This window comes from Achromobacter spanius (assembly GCF_003994415.1).
GTDB lineage: Bacteria > Pseudomonadota > Gammaproteobacteria > Burkholderiales > Burkholderiaceae_B > Achromobacter > Achromobacter spanius_C.
This window is the reverse complement of sequence record NZ_CP034689.1, coordinates 2288267-2314938: the sequence shown is the minus strand read 5'-3', so window position 1 is coordinate 2314938 and position 26672 is coordinate 2288267. Positions and strand designations below refer to the sequence as shown.

Genomic DNA, 26672 nt, shown 5'->3' with positions numbered 1-26672 from the left:
GCCATCTTGGATAACTCCCTGAAACGGAACCCACATGGCCAACTCTTCTCCCGCAGTCGTCAACGAAATCTCCGGTCGCGCGTGGATACGCAATAGCGACGGTTCCCTGACCGAATTGCATCAAGGCAGCAAAGTCCCCGCCGGCAGCGACATCGTCACGGCCTCGGGCGCCACGGTTTCCCTTCAGGTTGAAAACGGCATGCCGATCGTCATCGGCGAAGCCCGTGAAGTTGCCATGACGGACGACCTGGCTGGCCCGTTGGCCGATGCGAGCGAAGCCGCGGTGGCCCCGCCCACCGGCACCGACTCCGATCGCCTGTTGGCCGCCCTGCAAGCCGGCCGCGACCCGTTTGACGAACTGGACCCCACCGCCGCCATCGTGGCGGGCGGTGGTGATGCCGGCGGCAGCAGTTTTGTTCGCCTGGCCCGGATTCTGGAAACGACCTCGCCGCTGGATCTGGCCTACCCGAACCCGGCCCAGGGCGACGATACCGTGTCCCGCGCGGCGGGCGCGGGCGCGACTGGCGATGATGGCGATGCGGCCGTAGTCCCGCCCACCGTCGCCAACAACGCACCGAATGCGTTGAATGACGCCAGCAGCGGCGACCAGAACGCCCAAGTCCGTGGCAACCTGCTCAGCAATGACTCCGATCCCGACGGCGACCCGCTCGCGATCACGTCAATCAATGGCCGACCGATGATTCCGGGCGGCATCAGCGTGCTGGGCTCCACAGGCGGCACCTTCGTCGTCCAACCCGACGGCAGCTATGTGTTCACGCCGGGCGGCCAATACGACTACCTGGCCGTCGGCGAAACGGCCACCAGCACCATCTCGTACACCATCACGGACCCCAGCGGGGCGACCTCCACGGCGACCGTCATCGTCACGGTAACCGGCACCAACGATGGTCCCGTGTCATCCGCACTGTCCGACCAATCCGGCATCGATGCCCAGACGGACATCCGCTACGACGTTTCGGACCGCTTCTCGGATGCCGACACCAGCGACAAACTGACGTTCAGCGCCACCGGCCTGCCGCCGGGTCTGTCCATCGATCCGGACACCGGCATCATCACCGGCACGATCGATCATTCCGCCTCGCAGGGTGGCGCCAACGGCGTCTACACGGTAACCGTTACCGCGACGGATCCGTCCGGCGCCTCGACCTCGCAAGCGTTCGCATGGGACGTCACCAATCCCGCCCCAACCGCCGCTGACGACAGCAGCGCCACGGACGAAGACACCAGCCTGAGCGTTGACGCCCAGAATGGCGTGCTGGCGAATGACACCGATCCCGACGGCGACACGCTGACCGTCTCGCAGGTCAACGGCCAGGCTACCAACGTGGGCGCGGCCGTAGCCGGCTCCAACGGCGGCACCTTCACCCTGAACGCTGACGGTTCCTACAGTTTCAACCCCGGTTCGGCCTTCCAGAGCCTGCCCGTTGGCGAGAAAACGACCAGCACGATCACCTACACCGTCTCGGACGGCGAAGGCGGCACCAGCACCGCTACCCTCACGGTGGAAATCACCGGCACGAACGACACTCCCATCCTGACTCCGGGCGTGACGCTGGGTGACCAGGCCAGCGACGACGGCCAGGCCATCACGCCGGTCGATGTCTCCAAGCAATTCTCTGATGTCGACACCGGCGATACGCTGACCTATTCGGCCACCGGCCTGCCCCCGGGCCTGAGCATTGATCCGACCACCGGCATCATCTCCGGCACGCTGGACAATTCGGCGTCCCAAGGTGGTGCTCAAGGCGTCTACGCCATCACCATCACCGCCACCGACAAGAGCGGCACGTCCGTCTCGCAAGACTTCTCGTGGGACGTCAAGAACCCCGCGCCGACGGCCGCTAACGACAGCGGCGCGACCGACGAAGACTCCACCCTCAGCGTGGATGCCCAGAACGGTGTGCTGGCGAATGACACCGATCCCGACGGCGACACGCTGACCGTCTCGCAGGTCAACGGCCAGGCAACCAACGTGGGTGCGGCCGTAGCCGGCTCCAACGGCGGCACGTTCACCCTGAACGCCGACGGTTCCTACAGCTTCAACCCCGGTTCGGCCTTCCAGAGCCTGCCCGTTGGCGAGAAAACGACCAGCACGATCACCTACACCGTCTCGGACGGCGAAGGCGGCACCAGCACCGCTACCCTCACGGTAGAAATCACCGGCACGAACGACGCACCCACCGCAGTTGCCCTGGACAACCAGAGCAACATGGACGGCGATACCGTCGACTACAACCTGGCCGGCTTCTTCAAGGACGTGGACAGCGGCGACGTGTTGACCTATTCGGTCGACTACGTACCCGGCGGGCTGACGTTTGACACGGCTACCGGCACGTTCACCGGGCAGTTTGCCAACTGGGCATCCGATCACACCAACACGGGCGTGAAGGGCGAGTACCTCATTACCGTGACGGCCACCGACGAGTCAGGCGTCTCGGTGACGCAGACCTTCGTGTGGAACGTCGGCAACCCGGCACCCATCGCCACCGACGACACGGGTTCCACCGGACAGGACAACACGCTGGTCGTAGACCACCGCACCGAAGGCGTGCTGGGTAACGACTCGGACCCGGACGGCGACGCCCTGCATGTCTCGCACGTCAACGGCAATACCGCCGGCGTGGGGACGGCCGTGGCGGGTTCCAACGGCGGCACCTTTACGCTGAACGTTGACGGCACCTATACGTTCAATCCGGGCACCGCCTTCCAGAACCTGGGCGCGAACCAGACTGCGACCACCTCGATTACCTATACGGTTTCCGATTTCCAGGGCGCGACGGGGACTGCAACGCTGACGGTCACCATCACCGGCACCAACGACACCCCCATCCTGACCCCGGGCGTGACGCTGGGCGACCAGGCCAACGATGATGGCCAGGCCATCACCCCCGTCGACGTCTCCAAGCAGTTCTCTGATGTCGACACCGGCGATACGCTGACCTACTCGGCCACCGGCTTGCCCCCGGGCCTGAGCATTGATCCGGCCACCGGCATCATCTCCGGCACGCTGGACAATTCGGCGTCCCAAGGTGGTGCTCAAGGCGTCTACGCCATCACCATCACCGCCACCGACGAGAGCGGCGCCTCGGTGTCGCAAGACTTCTCGTGGGACGTCAAGAACCCCGCCCCGACTGCCGTTGACGACGACGGTGCGACCAACCAGGGCGCGAGCCTGAACGTCAACGCCCAAGACGGCGTGCTGGCAAACGACACCGATCCGGATAGCGACACGCTGACCGTCTCGCAGGTCAACGGCCAGGCGGCCAGCGTGGGCGCGGCTGTCACGGGTTCCAACGGCGGCACCTTCACCCTGAACGCTGACGGTTCCTACAGCTTCAACCCGGGTTCGACCTTCAACAACCTGCCCGCCAACCAGACCGCGACCAGCTCGATCACCTACACCGTCTCGGACGGCGAAGGCGGCACGTCGACGGCAACGCTGACGGTCACCATCACTGGCACCAACGACACCCCCATCCTGACCCCGGGCGTGACGCTGGGCGACCAGGCCAACGATGACGGACAGGCCATCACCCCGGTCGACGTCTCCAAGCAGTTCTCTGATGTCGACACCGGCGATACGCTGACCTACTCGGCCACCGGCCTGCCCCCGGGCCTGAGCATTGATCCGACCACCGGCATCATCTCCGGCACGCTGGACAATTCGGCGTCCCAAGGTGGTGCTCAAGGCGTCTACGCCATCACCATCACCGCCACCGACGAGAGCGGCGCCTCGGTGTCGCAAGACTTCTCGTGGGACGTCAAGAACCCCGCCCCGACTGCCGTTGACGACGACGGTGCGACCAACCAGGGCGCGAGCCTGAACGTCAACGCCCAAGACGGCGTGCTGGCAAACGACACCGATCCGGATAGCGACACGCTGACCGTCTCGCAGGTCAACGGCCAAGCCGCCAGCGTGGGCGCGGCTGTCACGGGTTCCAACGGCGGCACCTTCACCTTGAACGCTGACGGTTCCTACAGCTTCAACCCGGGTTCGACCTTCAACAACCTGCCCGCCAACCAGACCGCGACCAGCTCGATCACCTACACCGTCTCGGACGGCGAAGGCGGCACGTCGACGGCAACGCTGACGGTCACCATCACCGGCACCAACGACACCCCCATCCTGACCCCGGGCGTGACGCTGGGCGACCAGACCAACGATGATGGCCAGGCCATCACCCCCGTCGATGTCTCCAAGCAGTTCTCTGATGTCGACACCGGCGATACGCTGACCTACTCGGCCACCGGCCTGCCCCCGGGCCTGAGCATTGATCCGACCACCGGCATCATCTCCGGCACGCTGGACAATTCGGCGTCCCAAGGTGGCGCTCAAGGCGTCTACGCCATCACCATCACCGCCACCGACGAGAGCGGCGCCTCGGTGTCGCAAGACTTCTCGTGGGACGTGAAGAACCCCGCCCCGACCGCCGTTGACGACGACGGTGCGACCAACCAGGGCGCGAGCCTGAACGTCAACGCCCAAGACGGCGTGCTGGCAAACGACACCGATCCGGATAGCGACACGCTGACCGTCTCGCAGGTCAACGGCCAAGCGGCCAGCGTGGGCGCGGCTATCGCTGGGTCCAACGGCGGCACCTTCACCCTGAACGCTGACGGTTCCTACAGCTTCAACCCGGGCTCGACCTTCAACAACCTGTCCGCCAACCAGACCGCGACCAGCTCGATCACCTACACCGTCTCTGACGGCGAAGGCGGCACGTCGACGGCAACGCTGACGGTCACCATCACCGGCACCAACGACACCCCCATCCTGACCCCGGGCGTGACGCTGGGCGACCAGACCAACGATGACGGCCAGGCCATCACCCCGGTCGACGTCTCCAAGCAGTTCTCTGATGTCGACACCGGCGATACGCTGACCTACTCGGCCACCGGCTTGCCCCCGGGCCTGAGCATTGATCCGACCACCGGCATCATCTCCGGCACGCTGGACAATTCGGCGTCCCAAGGTGGCGCTCAAGGCGTCTACGCCATCACCATCACCGCCACCGACGAGAGCGGCGCCTCGGTGTCGCAAGACTTCTCGTGGGACGTCAAGAACCCCGCCCCGACTGCCGTTGACGACGACGGTGCGACGAATCAAGGCGCGAACCTGAACGTCAACGCCCAAGACGGCGTGCTGGCAAACGACACCGATCCGGATAGCGACACGCTGACCGTCTCGCAGGTCAACGGCCAGGCGGCCAGCGTGGGCGCGGCCGTAGCCGGCTCCAACGGCGGCACCTTCACCTTGAACGCCGACGGTTCCTACAGCTTCAACCCGGGTTCGACCTTCAACAACCTGCCCGCCAACCAGACCGCGACCAGCTCGATCACCTACACCGTCTCTGACGGCGAAGGCGGCACGTCGACGGCAACGCTGACGGTCACCATCACCGGCACCAACGACACCCCCATCCTGACCCCGGGCGTGACGCTGGGCGACCAGGCCAACGATGACGGCCAGGCCATCACCCCGGTCGATGTCTCCAAGCAGTTCTCTGATGTCGACACCGGCGATACGCTGACCTACTCGGCCACCGGCCTGCCCCCGGGCCTGAGCATTGATCCGACCACCGGCATCATCTCCGGCACGCTGGACAATTCGGCGTCCCAAGGTGGTGCTCAAGGCGTCTACGCCATCACCATCACTGCCACCGACGAGAGCGGCGCCTCGGTGTCGCAAGACTTCTCGTGGGACGTCAAGAACCCCGCCCCGACCGCCGTTGACGACGACGGTGCGACGAATCAAGGCGCGAGCCTGAACGTCAACGCCCAAGACGGCGTGCTGGCAAACGACACCGATCCGGATAGCGACACGCTGACCGTCTCGCAGGTCAACGGCCAAGCGGCCAGCGTGGGCGCGGCCGTAGCCGGCTCCAACGGCGGCACCTTCACCCTGAACGCCGACGGTTCCTACAGCTTCAACCCGGGCTCGACCTTCAACAACCTGCCCGCCAACCAGACCGCGACCAGCTCGATCACCTACACCGTTTCTGACGGCGAAGGCGGCACGTCGACGGCAACGCTGACGGTCACCATCACTGGCACCAACGACACCCCCATCCTGACCCCGGGCGTGACGCTGGGCGACCAGGCCAACGATGACGGCCAGGCCATCACCCCGGTCGATGTCTCCAAGCAGTTCTCTGATGTCGACACCGGCGATACGCTGACCTACTCGGCCACCGGCCTGCCCCCGGGCCTGAGCATTGACCCGACCACCGGCATCATCTCCGGCACGCTGGACAATTCGGCGTCCCAAGGTGGTGCTCAAGGCGTCTACGCCATCACCATCACCGCCACCGACGAGAGCGGCGCCTCGGTGTCGCAAGACTTCTCGTGGGACGTCAAGAACCCCGCCCCGACTGCCGTTGACGACGACGGTGCGACCAACCAGGGCGCGAGCCTGAACGTCAACGCCCAAGACGGCGTGCTGGCAAACGACACCGATCCGGATAGCGACACGCTGACCGTCTCGCAGGTCAACGGCCAGGCGGCCAGCGTGGGCGCGGCTGTCACGGGTTCCAACGGCGGCACCTTCACCCTGAACGCCGACGGTTCCTACAGCTTCAACCCGGGCTCGACCTTCAACAACCTGCCCGCCAACCAGACCGCGACCAGCTCGATCACCTACACCGTTTCCGACGGCGAAGGCGGCACGTCGACGGCAACGCTGACGGTCACCATCACTGGCACCAACGACACCCCGATCCTGACCCCGGGCGTGACGCTGGGCGACCAGGCCAACGATGACGGCCAGGCCATCACCCCGGTCGACGTCTCCAAACAGTTCTCTGATGTCGACACCGGCGATACGCTGACCTACTCGGCCACCGGCTTGCCCCCGGGCCTGAGCATTGACCCGACCACCGGCATCATCTCCGGCACGCTGGACAATTCGGCGTCCCAAGGTGGTGCTCAAGGCGTCTACGCCATCACCATCACTGCCACCGACGAGAGCGGCGCCTCGGTGTCGCAAGACTTCTCGTGGGACGTCAAGAACCCCGCCCCGACCGCCGTTGACGACGACGGTGCGACCAACCAAGGCGCGAGCCTGAACGTCAACGCCCAAGACGGCGTGCTGGCAAACGACACCGATCCGGATAGCGACACGCTGACCGTCTCGCAGGTCAACGGCCAAGCCGCCAGCGTGGGCGCGGCTGTCACGGGTTCCAACGGCGGCACCTTCACCTTGAACGCTGACGGTTCCTACAGCTTCAACCCCGGCACCGCGTTCCAGCACCTGGCGAACGGCGTCAGCGCCACGACGTCGATTGCCTACACCGTTTCCGACGGCGAAGGCGGAACGTCGACCGCGACCCTGACCGTGACGGTGACGGGCACCAACTCGGGCCCGACCTCCACCGCGATCGCCAACCAGAGCGGCGAGGATTCTCAGACGGTTGTGAGCCTGGATGTATCGAGCCACTTCGCGGACGCAGACGTAGGTAACGGCGACAAGCTCGCCTTCAGCGCCACCGGCTTGCCGGCCGGCCTGACGATTGATCCGGACACCGGTATCATCAGCGGCAAGATTGATCATTCCGCCTCGCAGTTCGGCGGCACCGGCGTACATACGATCACCGTCACGGCGACCGATATGGCTGGCGTGTCGACGACGCAGACGTTCAAGTGGAATATCACCAATCCGCTGCCGCAGGCTGATCATGACCAGGCCAATACTGACGAAGACACCTCCATCCAGGTCACCGACGTCACGAAGGGCGTGCTTGCCAACGACGTGGATCCGGATGGCGACCCGCTGCACGTCTCCGCGGTGGGCGGAAACGCCAGCGGCGTAGGCCAGGCGGTCGCGGGCCTGAATGGCGGCAGCTTCATCATCTACGCGGACGGTACCTACTCGTTCAACCCGGGCAATGACTTCCAGAACCTGGCTGAAGGCCAGCCTGGCCAGACCTCGGTCTGGTACACGGTTTCGGACGGCGAAGGCGGCACCAGCCAAGCCTTGCTGACCGTCACGGTGATGGGCAAGAACGACGCGGCCAGTATCAGCGGCTCAAGCTCGGGCCAGGTCTACGAGGATTCGTCGGCATTCGCCACCGGCAAGCTCACGGTCTCCGATCCGGACGCCAATCAGAACCATGTGCAGGCCCAGGCAGGCGTGCCGGGTAAGTACGGCACGTTCACGGTCGACGCCAACGGCAACTGGAGCTACCAGTTGAACAACGCGCTGGCCGAGGTGCAAAACCTGAAGGCCGGCCAGACTTTGACCGAGAACTTCACCGTCGTTTCGCAAGATGGCACTGCGTCCAGCCCGGTCGATGTGACCATCGTGGGCACAAACGACGCGCCGGTCTCTGGCGACACGTCCGCCCACCTGGCTATCGGCACGTCTTACGTGCTCAAGACGTCCGACTTCCCGTTCAATGATGGCGTGGAGAACGACAGCTTCCAGAGCGTGGTCATTACCCGCGCCCCTGGCGCCGGTGAAGGCAGTCTGATGTTCAACAATCAGCCTGTGACCGCTGGCCAGGTCATTACCGTGGCGGATATCCAAGCCGGCAAGCTGGTGTTCACGCCGTCAAGCGCGGGCGGGGACGCCACGTTCGACTTCTCGGTGCGGGATTCGGGCGGCACCGCCAATGGCGGCCAGGATACATCGGCCGACCACAGTTTCACGCTGAGCACCGACAAGCTCGTCGTGGGCAACAACGCCAGCAATACGGATTTGAACGGCGGCGGTGGCAACGACATCCTGGTGGGCGACCGCGGCGGTTCCGTCACGGCTGTGGAACCGGGCAAGAACTACAACATCTCGCTCATCGTCGACGTATCCGGCAGCATGACCCAGGAGATCGGCGACACCAATGTGTCGCGGATCGACCTGCTCAAGAGCTCGCTGGTGTCGCTGGCCAATCAACTGGCCAATCACGATGGCGTGGTGAACGTACGCCTGATTCCGTTTGCCGACAATGCGCAAAAAGGGGTGACGCTGAACAACCTGACGTCGCAGAACGTCCACCTGTTGCTCACTGCCATTGATGGTTTGCAGGCCGACGGCCAAACCAATTATCAAGATGCCTTCAATAAGGCCGTGGCCTGGTTCAACTCGCAGGTGTCGGGCGGCAAGGACGCGGCTCACGACTACCAGAACCTGACTTTCTTCCTGACGGACGGCAATCCCAACGTCTACGGGTCCAACGGCAACCAAAGCAAGGGGGCGATGCAAGAAGCCGTCGATGCGGCCAAGCCGCTGGTGGACGGATCCGGCGTGCTGGTTGGCGACAACAAAGTCGTCATGTACGGCATTGGCATCGGTGAGGGGGTTAACAGCAACTATCTGCGCTTCTTCGACAACACCGACGCCACGGGCACCGGCTCGCAAGTGGTTAAGGAAACCAGCGGTTGCAGCAGCAACGAGTACACCGTCACCGGCACGGTCGGTCAACCCCAGATCGTCCACAACGCCAACGACTTGGACGCCGCGCTGCAAGGCGGCCATTCGTCGACCGAGCTGGCTCCCGTCTCCAGCGACACGATCAACGGCGGCGAAGGCAACGACATCATCTTCGGCGACACCATCAATACCGACCACCTGTCGTGGGCTGGCCACGCTCAAGGCACGCACGACGGTCAGGGTTGGCAGGCACTGGTGGACTTCATGACGGCGCAGAAGAACGGCGTTGCCCCGACCACCGCGGAACTCTTCGACTATCTGCAGCAGCACAGCGCAGAATTCGACAAGCCGGACGACACCCGTGGCGGAAACGACTTCCTGTACGGCGGCAAGGGCGACGACACCCTGTTCGGCCAGGGCGGCGATGACTACCTGCACGGCGGCGAGGGCAAAGACACCCTCTACGGCGGCACGGGCAAGGACATCCTGGTTGGCGGCAAGGGTGACGACACCCTTATAGGCGGCGCGGGCAGCGACACGTTCCGCTGGGAGCTCAATGACCAGGGCACGGCAGCCGCGCCCGCCGTGGACCACATCAAGGACTTCTCGTTGGGCACGCCCGCCAATAACGGCGACGTGCTCGACCTGAAGGACTTGCTGCAACACGAAGAGAACAACCCGCTGACCGACTATCTGCAAGTCACCAAGGTCGGCAACAACACGGTGATCAACGTCAGCACCAACGGCGACCTGCAGCACAACGTCGACCAGAAGATCGTTCTGGAGAATGTGGACCTTACCAACAACGGTTCGCTGACGAGCGCTCAGGTGATCAATGACCTGTTGAACAAGGGTAAACTCATCGTCGACCATCATTGACCCACCCGCCACGCGATCCGGCCCGGCGGGCCGGATCGCGGGTTTATTCTCGTATCCCATGCCCAAGCATTTTTTTGAACGCGACCAGCTCCTGACCTGGTTCAAAGGAAACGCCACCGCGGCCGATTACGTGGACATGGTGTGCCGTATCGCGCATCTATGGGACGACCTGATCGACCGCGACAAGGACGTCCCTGACGAGGAAATCAATCAGGGCTTCTTCGAGGCGCTTGTACGCTTGCCTCGGAATGCGTTTTACCGCACGCATTTCGATCACCTCAATGCGGTGCTCATCAATGCCGTCTCGAATTGGCAGATTGCCACCAAACTGGAACGCGATGGTGGGAATTACGAGAAGAGCATTGCGTTTGTTCTGCGCTCATCCTACGCCGACCTGATCACGCAATCCGCGCTGATCGTGGGCGGTGAAAAATGGGCATGCCAAGTAGGCGAGGAAGTCCGCAAGGCCACACATGGGGAAACCTATGACGGCTATATCAAGAACCTCACCCAGGAGGCGTCGGACCGCGCTCGCATGAAGGCCGCCCGGCAGGCCAGGCAGAATTAGGCAGCGGCCTGAGATCCCGAAAGAACTGCACCCACATGCGACCAGATTACTTGCCCCTGGAATCATGCTCCGCCGCCGCCCGCTTCGGTTGAAACGGGTTATCGGCCTTGGCTTGCTTGGCCTCACATGCTGGTGGGGCGGCACTTTCGCAATCGAGATCGATGCCGTCAAACTGCAGAACCTGGCGGCAAGTCGCTACGGCGCCAAAAGCGCCAGATCTGTCTCCAACTGGCTGCAACTGCTGCGCGATCCGCCGCCCCCGCAAGAGCGGGACAAGCTGACAACCGCCAACGATTTCTGGAACCAAACCCTGCTGTCCAGCGAAGACAGCACGCTCTGGAAGCAGGCCGACTACTGGGCCACGCCGCTGGAATCGCTGGGCCGAGGCGCCGGCGATTGCGAAGACTACGTCATCGGCAAGTACTTCACCCTGTTGGCCATGGGTGTGCCCGCCAACAAGCTGCGTTTCATCTACGTCCGCGCGCGCGTGGGCGGGCCGGCCAGCAGCAGCCAGGTCGCCCACATGGTGCTGGGCTACTACGACACCCCAAACGCCGTCCCGCTGGTGCTGGACAGCCTGATTTCAACCATCCTGCCTGCCACGCAGCGTCGCGACCTGACGCCGGTGTTCAGTTTCAACGCCGACGGTGTCTACGTTGATGGCAAGGCCGCCGCGCCGGTTGACCGACTCAGCCGCTGGCGTGATCTACTTCAACGCATGGAACGGGACGGCATACGCCCCTGATGTCCGGAAACAAGACTATGTCCATACTTCGACAACTACTGCTCAGCGTCACGCTTGCGATCGGCGTCATCCTGCTGGGCACTTTGGCGCTCAGCATCAATTCGGCGCGGGAATACCTGTCTGGCCAGTTGCAGGTGCAAAGCACCGATGCGGCGGTGTCGCTGGCGCTGTCGCTGTCACAGCCTGCCAATAACGATCCGGTGCTGCAGGAATTGCTGATATCCGCGCTATACGACGGCGGGCATTTCTCGCTGGTGCGCCTGGCCGACCCTGAAGGCAAGGTGCTGATCGAACGCAAGTCCACCGCTACGCCGAACGCGGTTCCCGCCTGGTTCCAGAAGCTGGCGCCGCTGGACACGCAACCGGCCAGCCACGCGGTCAGTGACGGCTGGCGCCAAGTGGGTGAAGTGACCTTGATCGCCAATGATTCCTATGCGTGGGAAGCTCTGTGGCGCAGCAGCGTGAAGATGATCGCGCTGGTGGTGGGCGCCGGCGTATTGTGGGCCGTGTTTGCCTTTGTGCTGGTGGGGTGGATCAAGAACCGTCTGCTGCGCGAGATCAGTGACCATGTCCGCAGCATCGGCCGAGACGCGCCGCCCGAGCAGGTCGAAGCGCGCGTGCCCGAGCTGTCCGGCGTGGTGCAGGCCTTGAACCAGACCCGCGAGCGTGTGTACGCCAGCGTGGAAGAACAGAACGCCAAGATCGAGTCGCTGGAACTGGAACTGAATCAGGACCCAGTCACCCGCTTGCCGAATCGCAAATATTTCGTGAACGAGTTCCGGCGCGCGCTTGAAGCGCCGACCGTGACGGGCGGACACGTGCTGGTGTTTCGCCAACGCGACTTGGCTGACTTGAACCGCCACATGCCGCGCGAATTCATCGACCAATGGCTGCGCGCCGCGTGCGAACGGATTCAGGGCACGTTGAAGACGCTGAACGCGGCAGCGCCGTTACTGGCGCGCCTGAACGGATCGGACTTCGCGTTGCTGCTGCCCGGCTGCGCGGCGCCCCAGGCCATGATGGTGGCCGAGCAACTACGGGCCGACCTGCATGCCACGCGCATTCCCGTGGGTGAAGGCCATCTTTGCCGATGGGCCTTGGCCATGACGGACTACAGCCGGGGCAACCAGGCCGGCCCGGTGCTGGCGCGCCTGGACTTTGGCCTGATGCGTGCGGAAAGCGCCAACAACGATCAAGTCGTCATCGCGGGTGCCACGGATATGCAGTCGCCGTCGGAGTCCGGAGAGCGAGCCTGGAAGGATGCCATCCTGTCCGCGCTGGAAGAGAAGCACTTTGAACTGGCCACGGAACAGCTGCTGGCGGCCGATGGCTCGGCCCTGCGCACCGAGGCCATGCTGATGCTGCGCACGGCTGCCGACCAGGTCGCCATTCCCGCCACGCTGTTCATCCCGCCCGCGGTGCGGCTGGATCTGGTGGCTGATTGCGACCTGGAGTCGGTGCGTCTGGGGCTGGATTGGCTGGCCACTCATGACGGCGAACTGGCGGTGCGGGTTGCCCTGCCGTCCTTGCGCGGTCAAAAGTTTTTCCGCCAGCTGGCGCTGCTGCTGACCGAACGGCGGCCCTTGGCCCCGCGCCTGTTCTTGGAGATTGATGCGCATGGCTTGGTGGAATGCCACGAGCAAATCGCCACGCTGGCCCGCGTGGTCTCGGATTTCGGCGCGCATATCGGCGTGCGCCGCCTGGCGCAGCAGTTCGGCGCGGTGGCCCAATTGCACACGCTGCCTTTGTCCTACGTAAAACTGGGTGGCGGCTTTGTGGGCGGTATGTCGCAAAGCCCGGGCAGCCAGCAGTTGACGGCATCCGTATTGGAAACGGCGCGCGACTTGAACATCGACGTCTACGCCGAAGACGTGCCGGACGCTGAAACGCAGCGCATCCTGGCCGGTCTGGGAATCGAGGTCATGCGCGGTCCCGGTGTGAAGCGGGCGGTAACGCCAGTCTAGTCGCACCGCGCATCAACGAATAAGCCGCCAGGAAGACCGGGCGGCTTATTTTTTTTGCGGACTCGCGGATGACGCCGCTACTTCTTTGCCTGTTGATACAACGGCAGCACCTGCTGGGCAGCCGCTTGCAGATCGCTGATGCGAGACTCGGCCGACGGGTGCGTCGACAAGATTTCCGGCGGCGCATTGCCGCTCTCGGCCGCCCCCATCTTTTGCCACAGCGTCACGGCGGCGCGCGGGTCATAACCCGCCCGGGCCGCCAGTTCGACGCCCATGCGATCCGCTTCCGTTTCATGCGTGCGGCTGTTGGGCAACGAGAACATCACGTCGGTAAGCTGGCCGCCCAGGTCGGAAGCCGCGGTCGAACCCGTAGCGATGGACAGCACCGACAAGCCCAGGTTCGTTGCCATCTGCTGTGACACGCGCTCACGCGCATGTTCCCGCAGCGCGTGGGCAATCTCATGACCCAGCACCGCGGCAAGCTCATCGTCGGTCGGTTTGATCTTGGAGATCAGGCCCGTATAGACGGCAATCTTGCCTCCGGGCATGCACCAGGCGTTGACCTCGTTGCTGGACAGCACATGAACTTCCCACTTCCAGCCCGCCGCATCCGGCCGAAAAATGTCCGCCTGGGCAATCAGCCGCTGGGAAATGGTACGCACACGCGCCAGTTGCTGTGCGTCGCGGTCCAACAGGCCCTTGGCTTGAGCTTGCTTGAGAATATCGGCGTATTGCTGGCTGGCTTCCTGCTCCAGCGCCTGAGACGGCACCAGGCTGGACATGTATTGCGTGCGGTTGACGCCAATGGCGCCGGACTGCGTGGTATTCATGCCGGTACAGCCGCCCAACACGGCCAGAGCAAGCGCTGCGCCCGCGCCGCGCAACAAATGACGTTTACGATTCATGACGGCCTCCTGGAAGCGATAGCGAAAATACCGGGGGATTAGAGGGGATCGCCACATTGGCCGCGATGGCGCAACGCGTGGTCGATCAACACCAGCGCCAGCATGGCTTCCGCGATGGGGGTGGCGCGAATACCTACGCACGGGTCATGCCGGCCCAGCGTCTGCACCATGACCGGTTCGTTCGCGCGGTTGACCGAGCGGCGTTCGACGCGGATGCTGGACGTGGGCTTGATGGCCAGCGACACGGTAATGGGCTGGCCAGTTGAAATGCCGCCCAGCACGCCGCCGGCGTGGTTGGTCAAAAATCCATCGGGCGTGATTTCATCGCCGTGCTCGGAGCCGCGCTGCGCAATGCAGTCAAAGCCCGCGCCGATGGACACGCCCTTGACGGCGTTCAGCCCCATCATCACATGTGCGATGTCGGCGTCCAGGCGGTCGTAGATGGGTTCGCCCCAGCCCGCGGGCAGGTTTTCGGCGACGACTTCGATGCGCGCGCCCACGGAATCGCCATCGCGGCGCAACTGGTCCATATAGGCTTCCAGTTCCGGCACGACGTCGGCATTAGGTGCGTAGAAGGGATTGTTTGGCACCTCGTCCCAGGACAGGAACGGGATCGCGACCGGGCCCAACTGACTCATGTAGCCACGCACCTTGACGCCGTATTGCTCGGCCAGCCACTTCTTGGCGATGGCGCCCGCGGCGACCGTGGGCGCGGTCAGGCGGGCCGATGAACGGCCGCCGCCGCGCGGGTCGCGCACGCCGAACTTGCGCCAGTAGGCGTAGTCGGCATGGCCGGGCCGAAACGTGTCGGCAATGTTCGAATAGTCTTTGCTGCGGGCATCGGTGTTGCGGATCAGCAGGCCAATCGGCGTGCCGGTAGTGACACCTTCATATACGCCCGAGAGGATTTCGACCTGATCGGCTTCCTGGCGCTGTGTGACGTGGCGCGAAGTGCCTGGGCGGCGGCGATCCAGTTCCAACTGGATATCGGACGCGTCCAGGCTCAACCCCGGGGGGCAGCCATCCACCACGCAGCCGATGGCCGGCCCGTGGGATTCGCCGAAATTCGTGACGGTGAAAATAGTACCTAAGGTATTGCCGGGCATAGGGAGTCAACAGGTCGGGTTTGCGAGCAACCCCGATTATGACACCGCCAAAGCCAAAGCCTGGATTTCAGAGGCTGGCGCGGGTCGGCCAAGCAGAAAACCCTGCATGACGCGGCAACCCAGTGATTTCAGGATTTCACGCTGGCCCTCGGTTTCAACGCCCTCGGCCACGACGGGCAGGCGCATCGCCTGGCACAGCCCAAACAGCGCCGAGACGACCTCGCGGCTACCGGCGTCGGATTCCAGCGCGGAAATGAAGCTGCGGTCGATCTTCACCCAATCAATGGGCAGATGGCGCAAATGGTTCAGGCTGGAATAGCCGCAACCGAAATCGTCAAGCGCAATGCCAATGCCTTGGGCGCGCAGGGTGTTCAGCATCTTCACCTGCCTTTCGTAATGCAGGATGAAAATGGATTCCGTGATCTCCAGCACCAGTTTGCGAGGCGACAGTTGTGTGGAAGCCAATACGTCGGACACCAACTGCACCAGCCCATCTTCATTCATCTGTTTGACGGACAGGTTCACATGCACGCGCCAGGCCGGCGGCCATGACACGGCCTGCGAACAAGCGCGTTCCAGAATCCAGGCGCCCAGCGGGACAATCAAGCCGCTGCGCTCGGCCAGTTCGATGGTAACGGCGGGCGACACACTGCCCAGTGTCGGGTGATGCCACCGCAACAGGGCTTCACACCCTTGCACCATGCCAGAGCCGCTATCGCAGACCGGCTGATAGAAAAGCTCGAATTGCTCCATGGCAGGCGTGGTCAGGGCCAGCCGCAGATCGTTCTCCAGCCCCTGTTCGTCCCGATGCCGCGCCAGAAGCCGGAAATCAAATAAATTCCATCCAGGTCCGCCACGTTCCTTCAGAGGCACCAACGCCACCTGCACGCAGCGTTGCAGTTCTTCGACCGTTCGCCCATGTTCCGGGTATAAGGCCGCGCCCACCCTGAACACGGCAATCAGGGGACGCCCCCCCAATTCGTAGGGTTCGCTCAAGTCTTCCAGCAGTTTGGTGGATACCTGCGCTGCTCCCACCTCGTCCACTTCCGGCACGCAGACGGTAAAGGTATCGGTGCCGCTGCGTGCAACCAGGCCGCCCAGCGTGCGGGAGATCAAGCTCAGGCGGTTGGCGACAAGCACCAAAAGCGCCTGATCTTCACCCGCGCGCAGCATGGCGCTGATTTCGGCATATTGCTCGAAGCTAACAAGAAAAAACGCGCCTCGGCGCGCCGGCCCGTCTTTTTGCGCCAGCCAGACGCGAACGCGCCGATGCAGTTCTTGCTGACTCAGGACGCCAGTCAGTTCGTCGCGCGTCAGACGCTGACGCAGCGCACGGTCCCGACGGACGAAAAACCAACTAATCGCTGCCAGTGCGCCCGCGAGCGTCAGGCACAGTGCGAGCAGGTAACTCTCACGCACGGAGCCCCCTATCTAGATACCTTTGGCGTTGCGGTCCAGGAAAGAACCCAAAGGCTGTAACATTTTTTAAATTATGCATTATTTTCGCAAAAAAACGCCACACTTCGGAGGCAACGCGCCTCTTTTCCTTGAAATCTGAAGGCTCTTTACTCGCTTGTGGGTGGTCATGTCGGTCCTTGGTAGCAGAATGCCGGCCGGTCCTAGGACCCATGCCCTGCCCTTACTACGACAGCGAAGCGCCAAAAATTAATACGCCCTGTCTCAATAGTTCTCAACTTAAAGATCGTCACAATCGAAATAATTGCATAGCTCGTCTGACGTTGCGCCGAATTTCGTAATATTCTGTACGTTCTGTGACATGCCGAATTACAGTGTAAGCGGTGCCGCTGAGGTATTAGTAACGTGTGTCACGTTTCTTATCCAGGCTTCGTTACGTCGGGCGCCTTCGTCGCCGCGACGCCCCCTTTAACCGGCAGCCATCCAATCTTCGACACGCGCGCTTGCTGCCCACAAAGGGAACTCAACCACATGTCGACATTACGCCGATTACTTCTTTGCACCGCCCTTCTGGTCGGCTTCATTCTGCTCGGCGCCCAGGCGCTGGGAATGCTGGCCGCGCACCGCTATCTGAACGCCCAACTGGCCCAGCAGAGCGAAGGCGGGGCCAGCGCGTTGACGTGGGCACTGGCGCATGCCTCGTCCAGCCCTGAAGAAAGGGCGGCGCTAGCCGATGAGTTGTTCGAACAAGGGCTGTATGCGCTGGTGCGTATCACTAACGACAATGACGCCACCATCATCGAGCGAAGCAAGCAACCTTCCGGCGCCCACCCGACCGGCGATTGGCGCACCGCCTGGCTGAACGTTCAAGCCCCCCGATATCACGCCCGTATGTGTCATTGGACGGCGGCGCACGCGGCACCGTGACGGTACAGGCCGACACGCGACTGGCGCGCGACACGTTGTGGCAAGGCGGCGTCCGGGTCCTGGGGCTGGTATTGGCCGCAGGGGTCTTCTGGTCGCTCTTCGCCATGAATCTGGTGCGATGGATAGAGGCGCGGACCTCGCGCGACATCTGCGAACGCGTCCGCGCCCTGGCGCCCGGCAACAATGCCCCGCCAAGCGGATCATGCGAGCTGGCGGGTGTGGACCAGGCCCTGGTCGACGCACAGCGCCGGGTTGCGGCAACCGTCGAGGAACAGAACGCAAAGATCGAATCGCTGCAAAGCGAAATTTACCGGGATCCAATCACCCGCCTGTCGAACCGCAAGCATTTCATCGACCAGTTCCGGGCGGCGCTGGCCGACAAGTCGGCGGATTCGGGCGGCCACGTCCTGATGTTCCGCCAACGCGACCTGGCGCAGATCAATCGTCATCTGTCGCGAGCGTTTACGGATCAGTGGCTGCGCTCATCCTCTGACCGCCTGCGCAAGCTGGTTGCCGAATTTGGCGGACCTACGGCGCAACTTGCCCGGATCAGCGGTTCGGACTTCGCCCTGCTGATGCCTCGCACATCCGCACCGCAGGCCAGCGTGCTGGCAGAACGGGTGCGACGCGAACTGCGCTCGTTGCGGGTGCCCATGGACAAATACGGATGGTGCCGCTGGGCGCTGGCGATGGCCGCTTATGCCCCCGGCGACAACATGAGCGATACGCTGGCGCGGCTGGACCACGCCCTGATGTGCGCCGAAAGCGCCGAAGACGATCAGATCACCCCCGCCAGCCAGGCCGCCGACAGCACCCGCATCGGCGAATACAGTTGGCACGACGCCTTGGTCACCGCGCTGGAACAGCATCGTTTTTCGCTATCGGTGCAGCCGCTGTACGCGGTGCATGGCGAACTGCTGCACCACGAAGCCAGCCTGACGCTGCACGACACCACTGATGGCGACCCCGTTCCGGCTTCGATTTTCATGCCGCCCGCGGTTCGCCTCGGGCTATCGGCCGAATGCGACATACAGGCCATCCGCTTGGGGCTGGACTGGTTGTTCACGCACACTGCGGCGCTGACGGTGCCGGTGTCCTTGGCATCGCTTGCACAAAGCTCGTTCCTGTCGCGGCTGGAGCGCATGCTGGCAGACCGCCCGGCGTTGACGCTGCGCCTGATCATCGAGGTCGACGCCGACGGGCTGATCGAGCAAGCCGCCGACTTGCGCCAGCTTTGCGACATCGTCATCGCGGCGGGCGGCCGGGTGGGCCTGTCGCGGCTGTCGCAGCAGTTCGGCGCAATGGAGCGGCTGCATGAATTCCCCGTCTCGTATTTGAAACTTTGCGGCAGCTTTATTACCGGCTTGCTACATAGCCCCGGCAGCCAGCACCTGGCCGCCACCGTCATGACCACTGCGGCGACGCTGGGCATGGCGGTCTACGCCGAAGACGTTCCCGACCTGGCCACCCAGGACATCCTGGAAGACCTGGGCGTCCGCGCGATACGCGGGGCTGTCGTAAACTTCGCCCTTACGCGCGAACTCGCGCCGGATGATCAATGGGTTCCTAGTTGACGGAAGGACTGTTTCTTCGCACCCGCTGTTTTCTTCGCCAACGCGGTGCACGACGCGCCACAGCCGGACCGCAGGCGTTCTTGTTGCGGCTCGGCATGCTCGCTTGCGCGTTCTTCTGGCCTGACGTGGTGCTGGCCCATGGCCTCTTATCCCCCTACGAAGACATCCAGCTAGGCTTGACCGCTGGCGTAGCACTGACCTGCGGCCTGGCGTGTGTGATCGCCTGGATCTGCACCCGATCATCGCTTTTCGGCGCCGGCCTGGCCTTCATGTTGCTGGAAGGCGTCTTGCGCTCATTACCCACGTTGCTGCCGCCAGGCGCGCTGCAAGCCGGCTCTTACGCCGCCCTGCTGGCCTTGACTGCCCCCCTGCTGACCCCTTCGCCCCAGGCCGCCAGGTTGGCGACTGCCTGTCGCGGCGTCAGCATGGCGCTGGCATGCGTGGCCGCGCTGGCGCTGATCTTCGTCTATGAAACCGAAAACGGGCTGATCCCGGCCGTCATTGCCGGCACGTGCGCCTGCCTGAGCGTGGCGCTGACCGCCTGGTTCGTGGTGCAGGCCGTGCAACGCAAAGCCGGCCGCCCCCTGGCAATGGGCTTGGCCTGTATATATGCAGCATCGGCGTGGATGCTGGGCCAAGACGCCTGGCTATCCAACGGCGCCGACACCACGGCTACGCCAATTGAGCTTGCCCGGCTGTGGCTGGTGGCCGGCGCGCTGCTGGGTGTGGCGCTAAGGTGGCAGAGCCATGGGGCCATTGCCACGCGCCGCGGGGCTCACGACCACACCGATGCCGAGCAGGTTGCACAAGGCGAACTGCGCGTGGCGGAACTGGCGGGCGCGCTGGACACGCAACGCCAGATGAACGCCTTGATCTCGCATGAACTGCGGGCGCCCTTGGCCACCATCAGTGCCGCGGCGCAATCGCTGGACATGATCTTGTCCGACAGCGGTGAAGCCGTCGACACGCGGCTGGCCCGCATCCACCGCTCGGTTGCGCGCATGACGGAATTGATGGATCAGTTGCTGAACCAGGACCGTTTGGGCGACCAGGCCTGGACGCCTCGAGGCGAACATACCGACCTGGCCGAACTGGCCCGCGACGTGGCGACCGCGATGCAGCCGGACACCGCGCACGCGCTGGTGATTCAGGCCGACGCCCCCCTACCCGTGTTTTGCGACCGTCCGCTGACCAGCGTGGTGGTGCGCAACCTGATCCACAATGCCATCAAGTATTCGCCGGCCAACGAGCCCGTCAGGATAGAGACCGGGCAGGTCCTTGTGAGCGACACGCAAATGGCATGGCTGGCCGTAGTGGATCGCGGCCCGGGCATTGAAGAATCAGACCAGGCTCGCGTGTTTGAACCGCATTTTCGGCGTTCCGCGCATCGGGAAACGCAGGGTATGGGTATCGGGCTATATCTGGCACGCCGCATTTGCCAGAACCAGGGGGGCACACTGACCCTGCAGAGCAAGGTCGGCGTAGGCACCCGGTTTGTGATCACGCTGCCCGCCAAGCCGCCGGGCCAAACCGGTACGGATCAGGCGGCGAACACGTAGCCTTGGCCGCGCACGGACAAGACCGGAAGCTTGAGGCCGGCGGTTTGCGCCTTGGCGCGCAGTCGGCTCACCAGCACATCGATGCGGCGCAATTCGAACCCGCCCGGACTTTCAGGCAAGAACAACTCCGCCAGCACCTGACGGCTGACCGCGTTGCCGGCCGCATCCATCAAGGCCATCAGGAACGTCCGTTCCTGCGCGCTCAAGTGCAGCGACGCACCGTCCGGCGCCACCAGTATCCAGCCCCCATCCTGCAAGGACCAGGTGCTGTCAGCCGATGCCCGCGTTTCTGCGTCGGCGGGACGCGGCGCCTTGGCCAGCCGCATCCGACGAGCCAGGCTGCGGATCACGGAGCTGAGTTCCAGCAGGTCCACGGGCTTGGTCATGTAGACGTCGGCGCCGCCCTCCAGGCCGCGCACCCGATCTTCAAGGGCGCTACGACCTGTCAGCATGACAATGCCCACCGGACTCAAGGCTCGTAACCGCGTGGCGACGGAAAAGCCATCTTCGCCAGGAAGATGCGCGTCCAGGATGACGATGTCGCACGGCTGCTCCTGCAACCGGCGATAAAACGCCGCCGCATTGTCACAAGCAAACGCTACTCGAAAACCATAGCCGCCCAAGCCTAACGCCAGTTCCTCTCGGAAGTCGGCGTCATCCTCAAGCAGACCGATACATAGCAAACCATCTGCGCCAGGCATATTCAGAGTGCTTTATGTTGAAAATTGTCGACAAATGCCCCATGGATGCGGTATGCAATCCTGAGTGTCCAGCAGGCGACAATCTTACGAGATTTACAATGGAAACGAATGATTGCAGTGAAAAAAAGCGTGATATTTCGCTCTCTATCAGCGCTTTTTCGCGTAAATCACAAGAATTCGGTATGCGTTTTTGTGCGTTTGACGACACTCGCCCTCAAGACGAGCAACTGACTTCCAGGCTTCCCGCCCAATCCGGGGGCAGACTCGCATAGCGTTCGTAGCCGTCCCGGGCTTCATACGGATTGCGCAACAGCATCATCAAGGTATCGATTTCGCTTGCATCGCCTTGCTTGGCCGCACGGATGGCTTCTTCAGCCAAATGATTGCGCAACACATACAGGGGATTGACGCGGTTCATGCCGGCAGCGATTTCCTGCGTGGGCCGCCCATCCTCTGCGTGGCGCGCCAGCAGCCTGTCGAGCCAGGCGGCAGCGGCCGGACGGTCGATGAACAGGTCTTCGAAGCCATTGCGCTGCCCCAAAACCGCGTCCGACAGCCGCCGCCATGACAGGGTGAAATCCGCCTGATTGGCGTCCATCAGCTTGAGCAGGTCGTCCAGCAATGGCTCGTCGGCCGGCCGCCATGCCGCCAAGCCCAGCTTGGCGCCCATGCGGTCGTGGAAGGCGCGGGTGAAAACCGCCTCAAATTCGTCCAGCACGGCACGCAGGCCGTCCACGTCCTGCACCAAGGCATGCAAGCTGCCGCCCAGGCGGTACAGATTCCAGAGCGCCACCGACGGCTGGCGGTTCCAGGAATAGCGCCCTTCCGAATCCGAATGGTTGCACACGTGCCCCAGACGGAAGCCGTCCATGAAACCGTAGGGCCCGTAATCCAGCGTGAGCCCCAGGATGGACATGTTGTCGGTGTTCATGACGCCATGGCAAAAACCTACAGCCTGCCAGTCGGCCATCAGCCGCGCCGTACGATGCGTGACCTCACGCAGCAAGTTGATATAGGGCGCGCCATCACTCTGCGCATCCTGCGAGCCTTGGGCCTGCCCCACCGACGCCTCGCGGCATTGCGGGTAAAAATGGTCGATCACATAGTCGGCCAGCGTCTTCAACAATTCCGGCTGCCGGCGCGACGACCAGTGTTCAAACGAACCGAATCGAACGAAACTGGGTGACATTCGCGTCACGATGGCGGCGGTTTCCACGGTTTCGCGCATGACGGGGTCATCCGATACCACCAGCGCCAGTGCGCGCGTCGTGGGTATACCCAAACCGTGCATGGCTTCACTGGCCAGGTATTCACGCACGGACGAACGCAACACCGCGCGGCCATCCCCCATGCGCGAGTACGGCGTCATGCCGGCGCCTTTCAACTGCAGCTCCCAGCCTCCGTCCGGCCCCACAACTTCGCCCAACAGATGGGCGCGCCCGTCTCCCAATTGGCCTGCCCACACGCCGAACTGATGCCCGCTATAGACCGCGGCCAAGGTGTCTCCGCCCGGCAGCGGTTGTGCGCCGGAAAACACCCGCAGAAACTCGGGCGTGGTCAACACGGACGGGGCCAGGCCAAGCAGCGCGGCTGCGTCGGCGTTGGCGTGCAACAGTCGGGGGTTGTTCAGGCCTTGCGGCGTCAGGCGGGTATAGAAGGCGGTGGGCAGCGCGGCAAACGTATTGACCGCGCGCAGCTCGGATAGGGAGTGTGCATTCATGCGCGTTGGCTCCTGGCGGCGCGCTTGGCGGGCCGCACATAGAAAATGGCGCTAAGGAAAAAGGTGGACGAAAGAACGATTTCGCCCCAGGCCATCAGCACGGAAAGCGGCATCGGATCGGACATGGCTCGCACCACCCCTTCCATCAGATACAGCAGCGACAGCATGGAGGCCCACTGATAGGTGTAGAGGTTCCCGCGCAGGATGCCGCGCAGCGGAAACGCCAGCGGCAAGGCCTTCAACAGCATCCAGGATCCGCCCGGCCGCAACGGCGCCACCACGGTTTCCCAGGTTACGCACAGGACGATCAGGGCGAACAGCGAAACCGACGCCAGCAGGCGTAAACGGGGGTTGAGTTCAAGATTCATGCTGCTATTATCGCCTGATGAATCGCCCCGCCGAGTCCGTCGCCGCCACGCCGGCGGCTACCAAACCCTCGACCCCGCGCTCTTCATGGGTTGTCAGGGCCGGACGTGTCCTCCGCTTCACCCTGCAACGCGCCGGCGAAGAAAAACTTCTGCAAGTCGCGTCCAGCCTCACCTTCACCACGGTGCTGGCTATCGTGCCCATGCTGGCAGTGGTGCTTTCCCTGTTCACCGCCTTTCCGGTGTTCCAGGAGTTCCGTGTCGCCCTCGAAGACTTCCTGACCAACAGCCTGATGCCGCCGTCCGTCTCGGACAACATCATGGACTACCTGAACCAGTTCGCGCGCCAGGCTTCCCGCCTGACGGCCATTGGCGGCGCGTTCCTGCTGGTGACATCCTTGCTGCTGATCATGACGATCGACCAGGCCTTCAATGACATCTGGCATGTGTCGCGCCAGCGTCCGCTACGGCAGCGCGCGCTGGTGTATTGGGCCGTCATCACCCTGGGGCCGGTTCTGGCGGGCGCCAGCTTGTGGGCCACCTCTTTCGTGGCGCGCGAATCGCTGGGGCTGGTGCGCGACGTCCCGGAAATCGTCAGCATCGCCGTTTCCTTTATGCCGCTGATCCTGACGGGCTTGGGCTTCGCAGCCCTGTTCGTCGTCGTCCCCAATCGCGACGTGCTGTGGCGGGATGCGCTGATAGGCGGGGCCGTGACGGCCATCGTCCTGGAAATCATGAAGTCGGGCTTTGCGTACTACCTGACCCGTTTTCCCACCTACACCATCATTTACGGCGCTTTCGCCACGCTGCCGATCTTTCTATTGTGGATCTACCTGTCGTGGCTGGCTGTGCTGCTGGGCGCCATTCTGGCTTCCAGCGCGCCGTTGATCCGGCTGGGCCGCCGGAAGATCAACCGCTACGCCGGCGCGCAATTCGTGGACGCCCTGGACGCCTTGCGCGCCCTGCGCCGGGTGCAATCGGGCAATCCGCCCGGCTTGCCCGCCAATGTGCTGGCGTCCCAATTGCGCTTGCATCAAGACGAACTGAACGACGTGCTGGAAAAACTGAGCGCGATGGGGCTGGCCACCCGCAGCCCGGAAGACCTCTGGGTGCTGACCTGCGATGCCCGCGAGACATCGATGGCGCCGGTTGTGGACCATTTTCTGCTGGACCGCGACCAGCCCAGGGTGCGGAACGATCCGGACGTCCTGCGAGTCGCCTCGTCCGTGATTTCCCAGGAAAATGCGCCAACGCTGGAAGAACTGTGCGGAGAGGCGCAGAATACCGAAAATGGAATCGCTCCCTTATTACAATTGGAAGCGAACAAGAAATAGCAAAGTATCAGGGCGCAGTCCGCCCAGGAGGAACCGATGTTGAAGGTCAGCGAGATTTTGCGCGTCAAGGGCGATACGCTCTATACGGCGTCGCCGGATATGCCTGTGTCCCAGGCCGTGCAAACCATGAGCGAGCAGGACATAGGCTCGCTTGTCATCATGGAGTTCGGCACCCTGACCGGCATGCTCACGTTCCGCGAGATCATCCGCCATATGCATGCGCACGGCGGCGCCGGCGAAACCACCATCCGCTCGATCATGGATGACGCGCCGGTCAGCGTGTCGCCCAACACCAGCGCCGACGAAGTGCAGCGCCTGATGCTGGAAAAGCATGCCCGCTACATTCCGGTTATGGACGGCCCCACCCTGATGGGCGTGATTTCGTTCTATGACATGGCGCAGGCGATCGTGGCGGCTCAGCAGTTTGAAAACAACATGCTGAAAGCCTATATCCGCGACTGGCCGACCGAAAGCGCGGAACCCGCCAAGTCCTGAGCATTGCCAGGTTTGCGCGGCCGCATTCGCAGCCGCCAGCCTGCCGTCAGACCCCCGCCGGCGCCGCTTCCAACGTGGCGCCGCGCACATCCGGCGCCTGCCGCTGGCTGCGCCAGGCGTCGTAGATCAAGTCAGGGTTGTTGGCCGCAAGCAGGGCCGGATCCGACAGCATCCGGCGCCAGCGCCGCGCCCCGGACTGCCCATTCACCAGCCCCAGCATCGGCCGCGTCATCACGCGCAAGGGCACGCCCTTTGCTACCTGCCTGGCGACGTATTCGGTCATCGCATCCACCACCTGAGCATCCGTGGGCAGTCGAACCGACGGCCACAATCGCAGTGATACCTCGGACAGCACGCGCGGCGTGTGCCAGGCTGCACGGCCCAGCATCACCCCGTCGAACTCGTTGGCGGCCCCAACCGACTGATCCGCATCCGCCAAGCCACCGTTCAACACGAACGTGCAGTCGGGGAAGTCGCGCTTGAGCTGCTTGACCACGTCGTAGCGCAGCGGCGGAATTTCGCGGTTGTCCTTCGGCGACAAGCCCTTCAACACCGCGTTGCGGGCATGCGCAATGAAAACCCGACATCCCGTGTCATAAATCTTGCCGACGAAATCTCGGACGAACTCGTAGGAATTCTCGTAATCCAGGCCCAAGCGATGCTTGACGGTAACGGGGATGTCGACGGCGTCCTGCATGGCTTTCATGCAATCCGCAACCAGGGCAGGCTCGGCCATCAGGCAGGCGCCGAATGCGCCTTTTTGCACGCGTTCAGAGGGACAGCCGCAGTTGAGGTTGATCTCGTCGTAACCCCATTGGCGGCCCAGCTTGGCGGATTGCGCCAATGCGTCAGGCTCGCTGCCGCCTAGTTGCAGCGCAACGGGGTGCTCGGCCTCGTCGAAGTCCAGGTGGCGCGCCACGTTGCCATGCAGCAGCGCGCCCGTCGTGATCATTTCCGTATACAGGCGAGCGCGGGGAGCCAGCAGCCGATGGAAATAGCGGCAATGGCGATCGGTCACGTCAATCATCG

General features: G+C 63.4%; 16 protein-coding genes. 9 read left to right on the top strand and 7 right to left on the bottom strand.

Annotation, left to right across the window (positions count from 1 at the left end; all coding sequences use genetic code 11):
- The first annotated feature begins 34 nt into the window (after positions 1–34).
- The 4 genes from ELS24_RS31060 (at position 35) to ELS24_RS10700 (ending at position 13541) form a co-directional block, all read left to right on the top strand.
- The gene (locus ELS24_RS31060) at positions 35–10264 is read left to right on the top strand and encodes a retention module-containing protein (RefSeq protein ID WP_127184101.1); all 10230 of its coding nucleotides are present in this window, start codon (positions 35–37) and stop codon (positions 10262–10264) included.
- Positions 10265–10322: 58 nt separating this feature from the next.
- Positions 10323–10832 (top strand): hypothetical protein, encoded by a 510-nt coding sequence (locus ELS24_RS10710; RefSeq protein WP_127184100.1) that lies wholly within the window; start codon positions 10323–10325, stop codon positions 10830–10832.
- Positions 10833–10893: 61 nt separating this feature from the next.
- The gene (locus tag ELS24_RS10705) at positions 10894–11577 is read left to right on the top strand and encodes a transglutaminase-like cysteine peptidase (protein WP_428839699.1); all 684 of its coding nucleotides are present in this window, start codon (positions 10894–10896) and stop codon (positions 11575–11577) included.
- Between the two features lie 17 nt (positions 11578–11594).
- A complete protein-coding gene (locus tag ELS24_RS10700; RefSeq protein ID WP_050446415.1) occupies positions 11595–13541 on the top strand; it encodes a bifunctional diguanylate cyclase/phosphodiesterase in 1947 nt (648 codons plus the stop codon).
- Positions 13542–13618: 77 nt separating this feature from the next.
- Here the strand turns inward: ELS24_RS10700 and ELS24_RS10695 are convergent, their stop codons facing one another.
- Genes ELS24_RS10695 through ELS24_RS10685 form a run of 3 tightly spaced genes read right to left on the bottom strand, consistent with a single transcriptional unit; the run spans position 13619 to position 16971 of the window.
- Positions 13619–14446 (bottom strand): M48 family metallopeptidase, encoded by an 828-nt coding sequence (locus tag ELS24_RS10695; RefSeq protein ID WP_127184098.1) that lies wholly within the window; start codon positions 14444–14446, stop codon positions 13619–13621.
- A 38-nt stretch (positions 14447–14484) separates the two neighbouring features.
- Positions 14485–15552 (bottom strand): chorismate synthase, encoded by a 1068-nt coding sequence (gene aroC / locus ELS24_RS10690; RefSeq protein WP_050446413.1) that lies wholly within the window; start codon positions 15550–15552, stop codon positions 14485–14487.
- Positions 15553–15588: 36 nt separating this feature from the next.
- The gene (locus ELS24_RS10685) at positions 15589–16971 is read right to left on the bottom strand and encodes a putative bifunctional diguanylate cyclase/phosphodiesterase (protein ID WP_050446412.1); all 1383 of its coding nucleotides are present in this window, start codon (positions 16969–16971) and stop codon (positions 15589–15591) included.
- A 528-nt stretch (positions 16972–17499) separates the two neighbouring features.
- On the opposite strand from ELS24_RS10685, the gene ELS24_RS31240 reads away from it, so the two are divergent.
- The 3 genes from ELS24_RS31240 (at position 17500) to ELS24_RS10675 (ending at position 21028) form a co-directional block, all read left to right on the top strand.
- The gene (locus tag ELS24_RS31240) at positions 17500–17895 is read left to right on the top strand and encodes a LapD/MoxY N-terminal periplasmic domain-containing protein (protein WP_240669487.1); all 396 of its coding nucleotides are present in this window, start codon (positions 17500–17502) and stop codon (positions 17893–17895) included.
- The gene (locus ELS24_RS10680; RefSeq protein WP_240669486.1) at positions 17862–19469 is read left to right on the top strand and encodes an EAL domain-containing protein; all 1608 of its coding nucleotides are present in this window, start codon (positions 17862–17864) and stop codon (positions 19467–19469) included. Before ELS24_RS31240 ends, ELS24_RS10680 begins: the two co-directional genes overlap by 34 nt.
- A 95-nt stretch (positions 19470–19564) precedes the next feature.
- Positions 19565–21028 (top strand): sensor histidine kinase, encoded by a 1464-nt coding sequence (locus tag ELS24_RS10675; RefSeq protein ID WP_127184097.1) that lies wholly within the window; start codon positions 19565–19567, stop codon positions 21026–21028.
- On the opposite strand, the gene ELS24_RS10670 is transcribed toward ELS24_RS10675, so the two are convergent.
- From ELS24_RS10670 to ELS24_RS10660, 3 genes are all read right to left on the bottom strand, one after another.
- On the bottom strand, positions 21010–21729 hold the full coding sequence (locus ELS24_RS10670) for a response regulator transcription factor (RefSeq protein ID WP_050446410.1): 720 nt from the start codon (positions 21727–21729) through the stop codon (positions 21010–21012). The two genes, ELS24_RS10675 and ELS24_RS10670, sit on opposite strands and share 19 nt — an antisense overlap.
- Positions 21730–21943: 214 nt before the next feature.
- On the bottom strand, positions 21944–23449 hold the full coding sequence (locus ELS24_RS10665; protein ID WP_050446409.1) for a protein adenylyltransferase SelO: 1506 nt from the start codon (positions 23447–23449) through the stop codon (positions 21944–21946).
- Positions 23446–23817 (bottom strand): DUF2069 domain-containing protein, encoded by a 372-nt coding sequence (locus tag ELS24_RS10660; RefSeq protein WP_050446408.1) that lies wholly within the window; start codon positions 23815–23817, stop codon positions 23446–23448. Before ELS24_RS10660 ends, ELS24_RS10665 begins: the two co-directional genes overlap by 4 nt.
- Before the next feature lie 17 nt (positions 23818–23834).
- Here ELS24_RS10660 and ELS24_RS10655 point away from each other — a divergent pair, with 17 nt between their 5' ends.
- Positions 23835–25148, top strand: coding sequence for a YihY family inner membrane protein (locus ELS24_RS10655; RefSeq protein ID WP_127184096.1), 1314 nt, complete (start codon positions 23835–23837; stop codon positions 25146–25148).
- A gap of 36 nt (positions 25149–25184) precedes the next feature.
- Positions 25185–25643, top strand: a complete 459-nt coding sequence (locus ELS24_RS10650) for a CBS domain-containing protein (RefSeq protein WP_042792875.1) — start codon at positions 25185–25187, stop codon at positions 25641–25643.
- 46 nt (positions 25644–25689) lie between these two features.
- Here the strand turns inward: ELS24_RS10650 and dusA are convergent, their stop codons facing one another.
- On the bottom strand, positions 25690–26670 hold the full coding sequence (gene dusA / locus ELS24_RS10645; RefSeq protein WP_050446406.1) for a tRNA dihydrouridine(20/20a) synthase DusA: 981 nt from the start codon (positions 26668–26670) through the stop codon (positions 25690–25692).
- Positions 26671–26672: the final 2 nt, after the last annotated feature.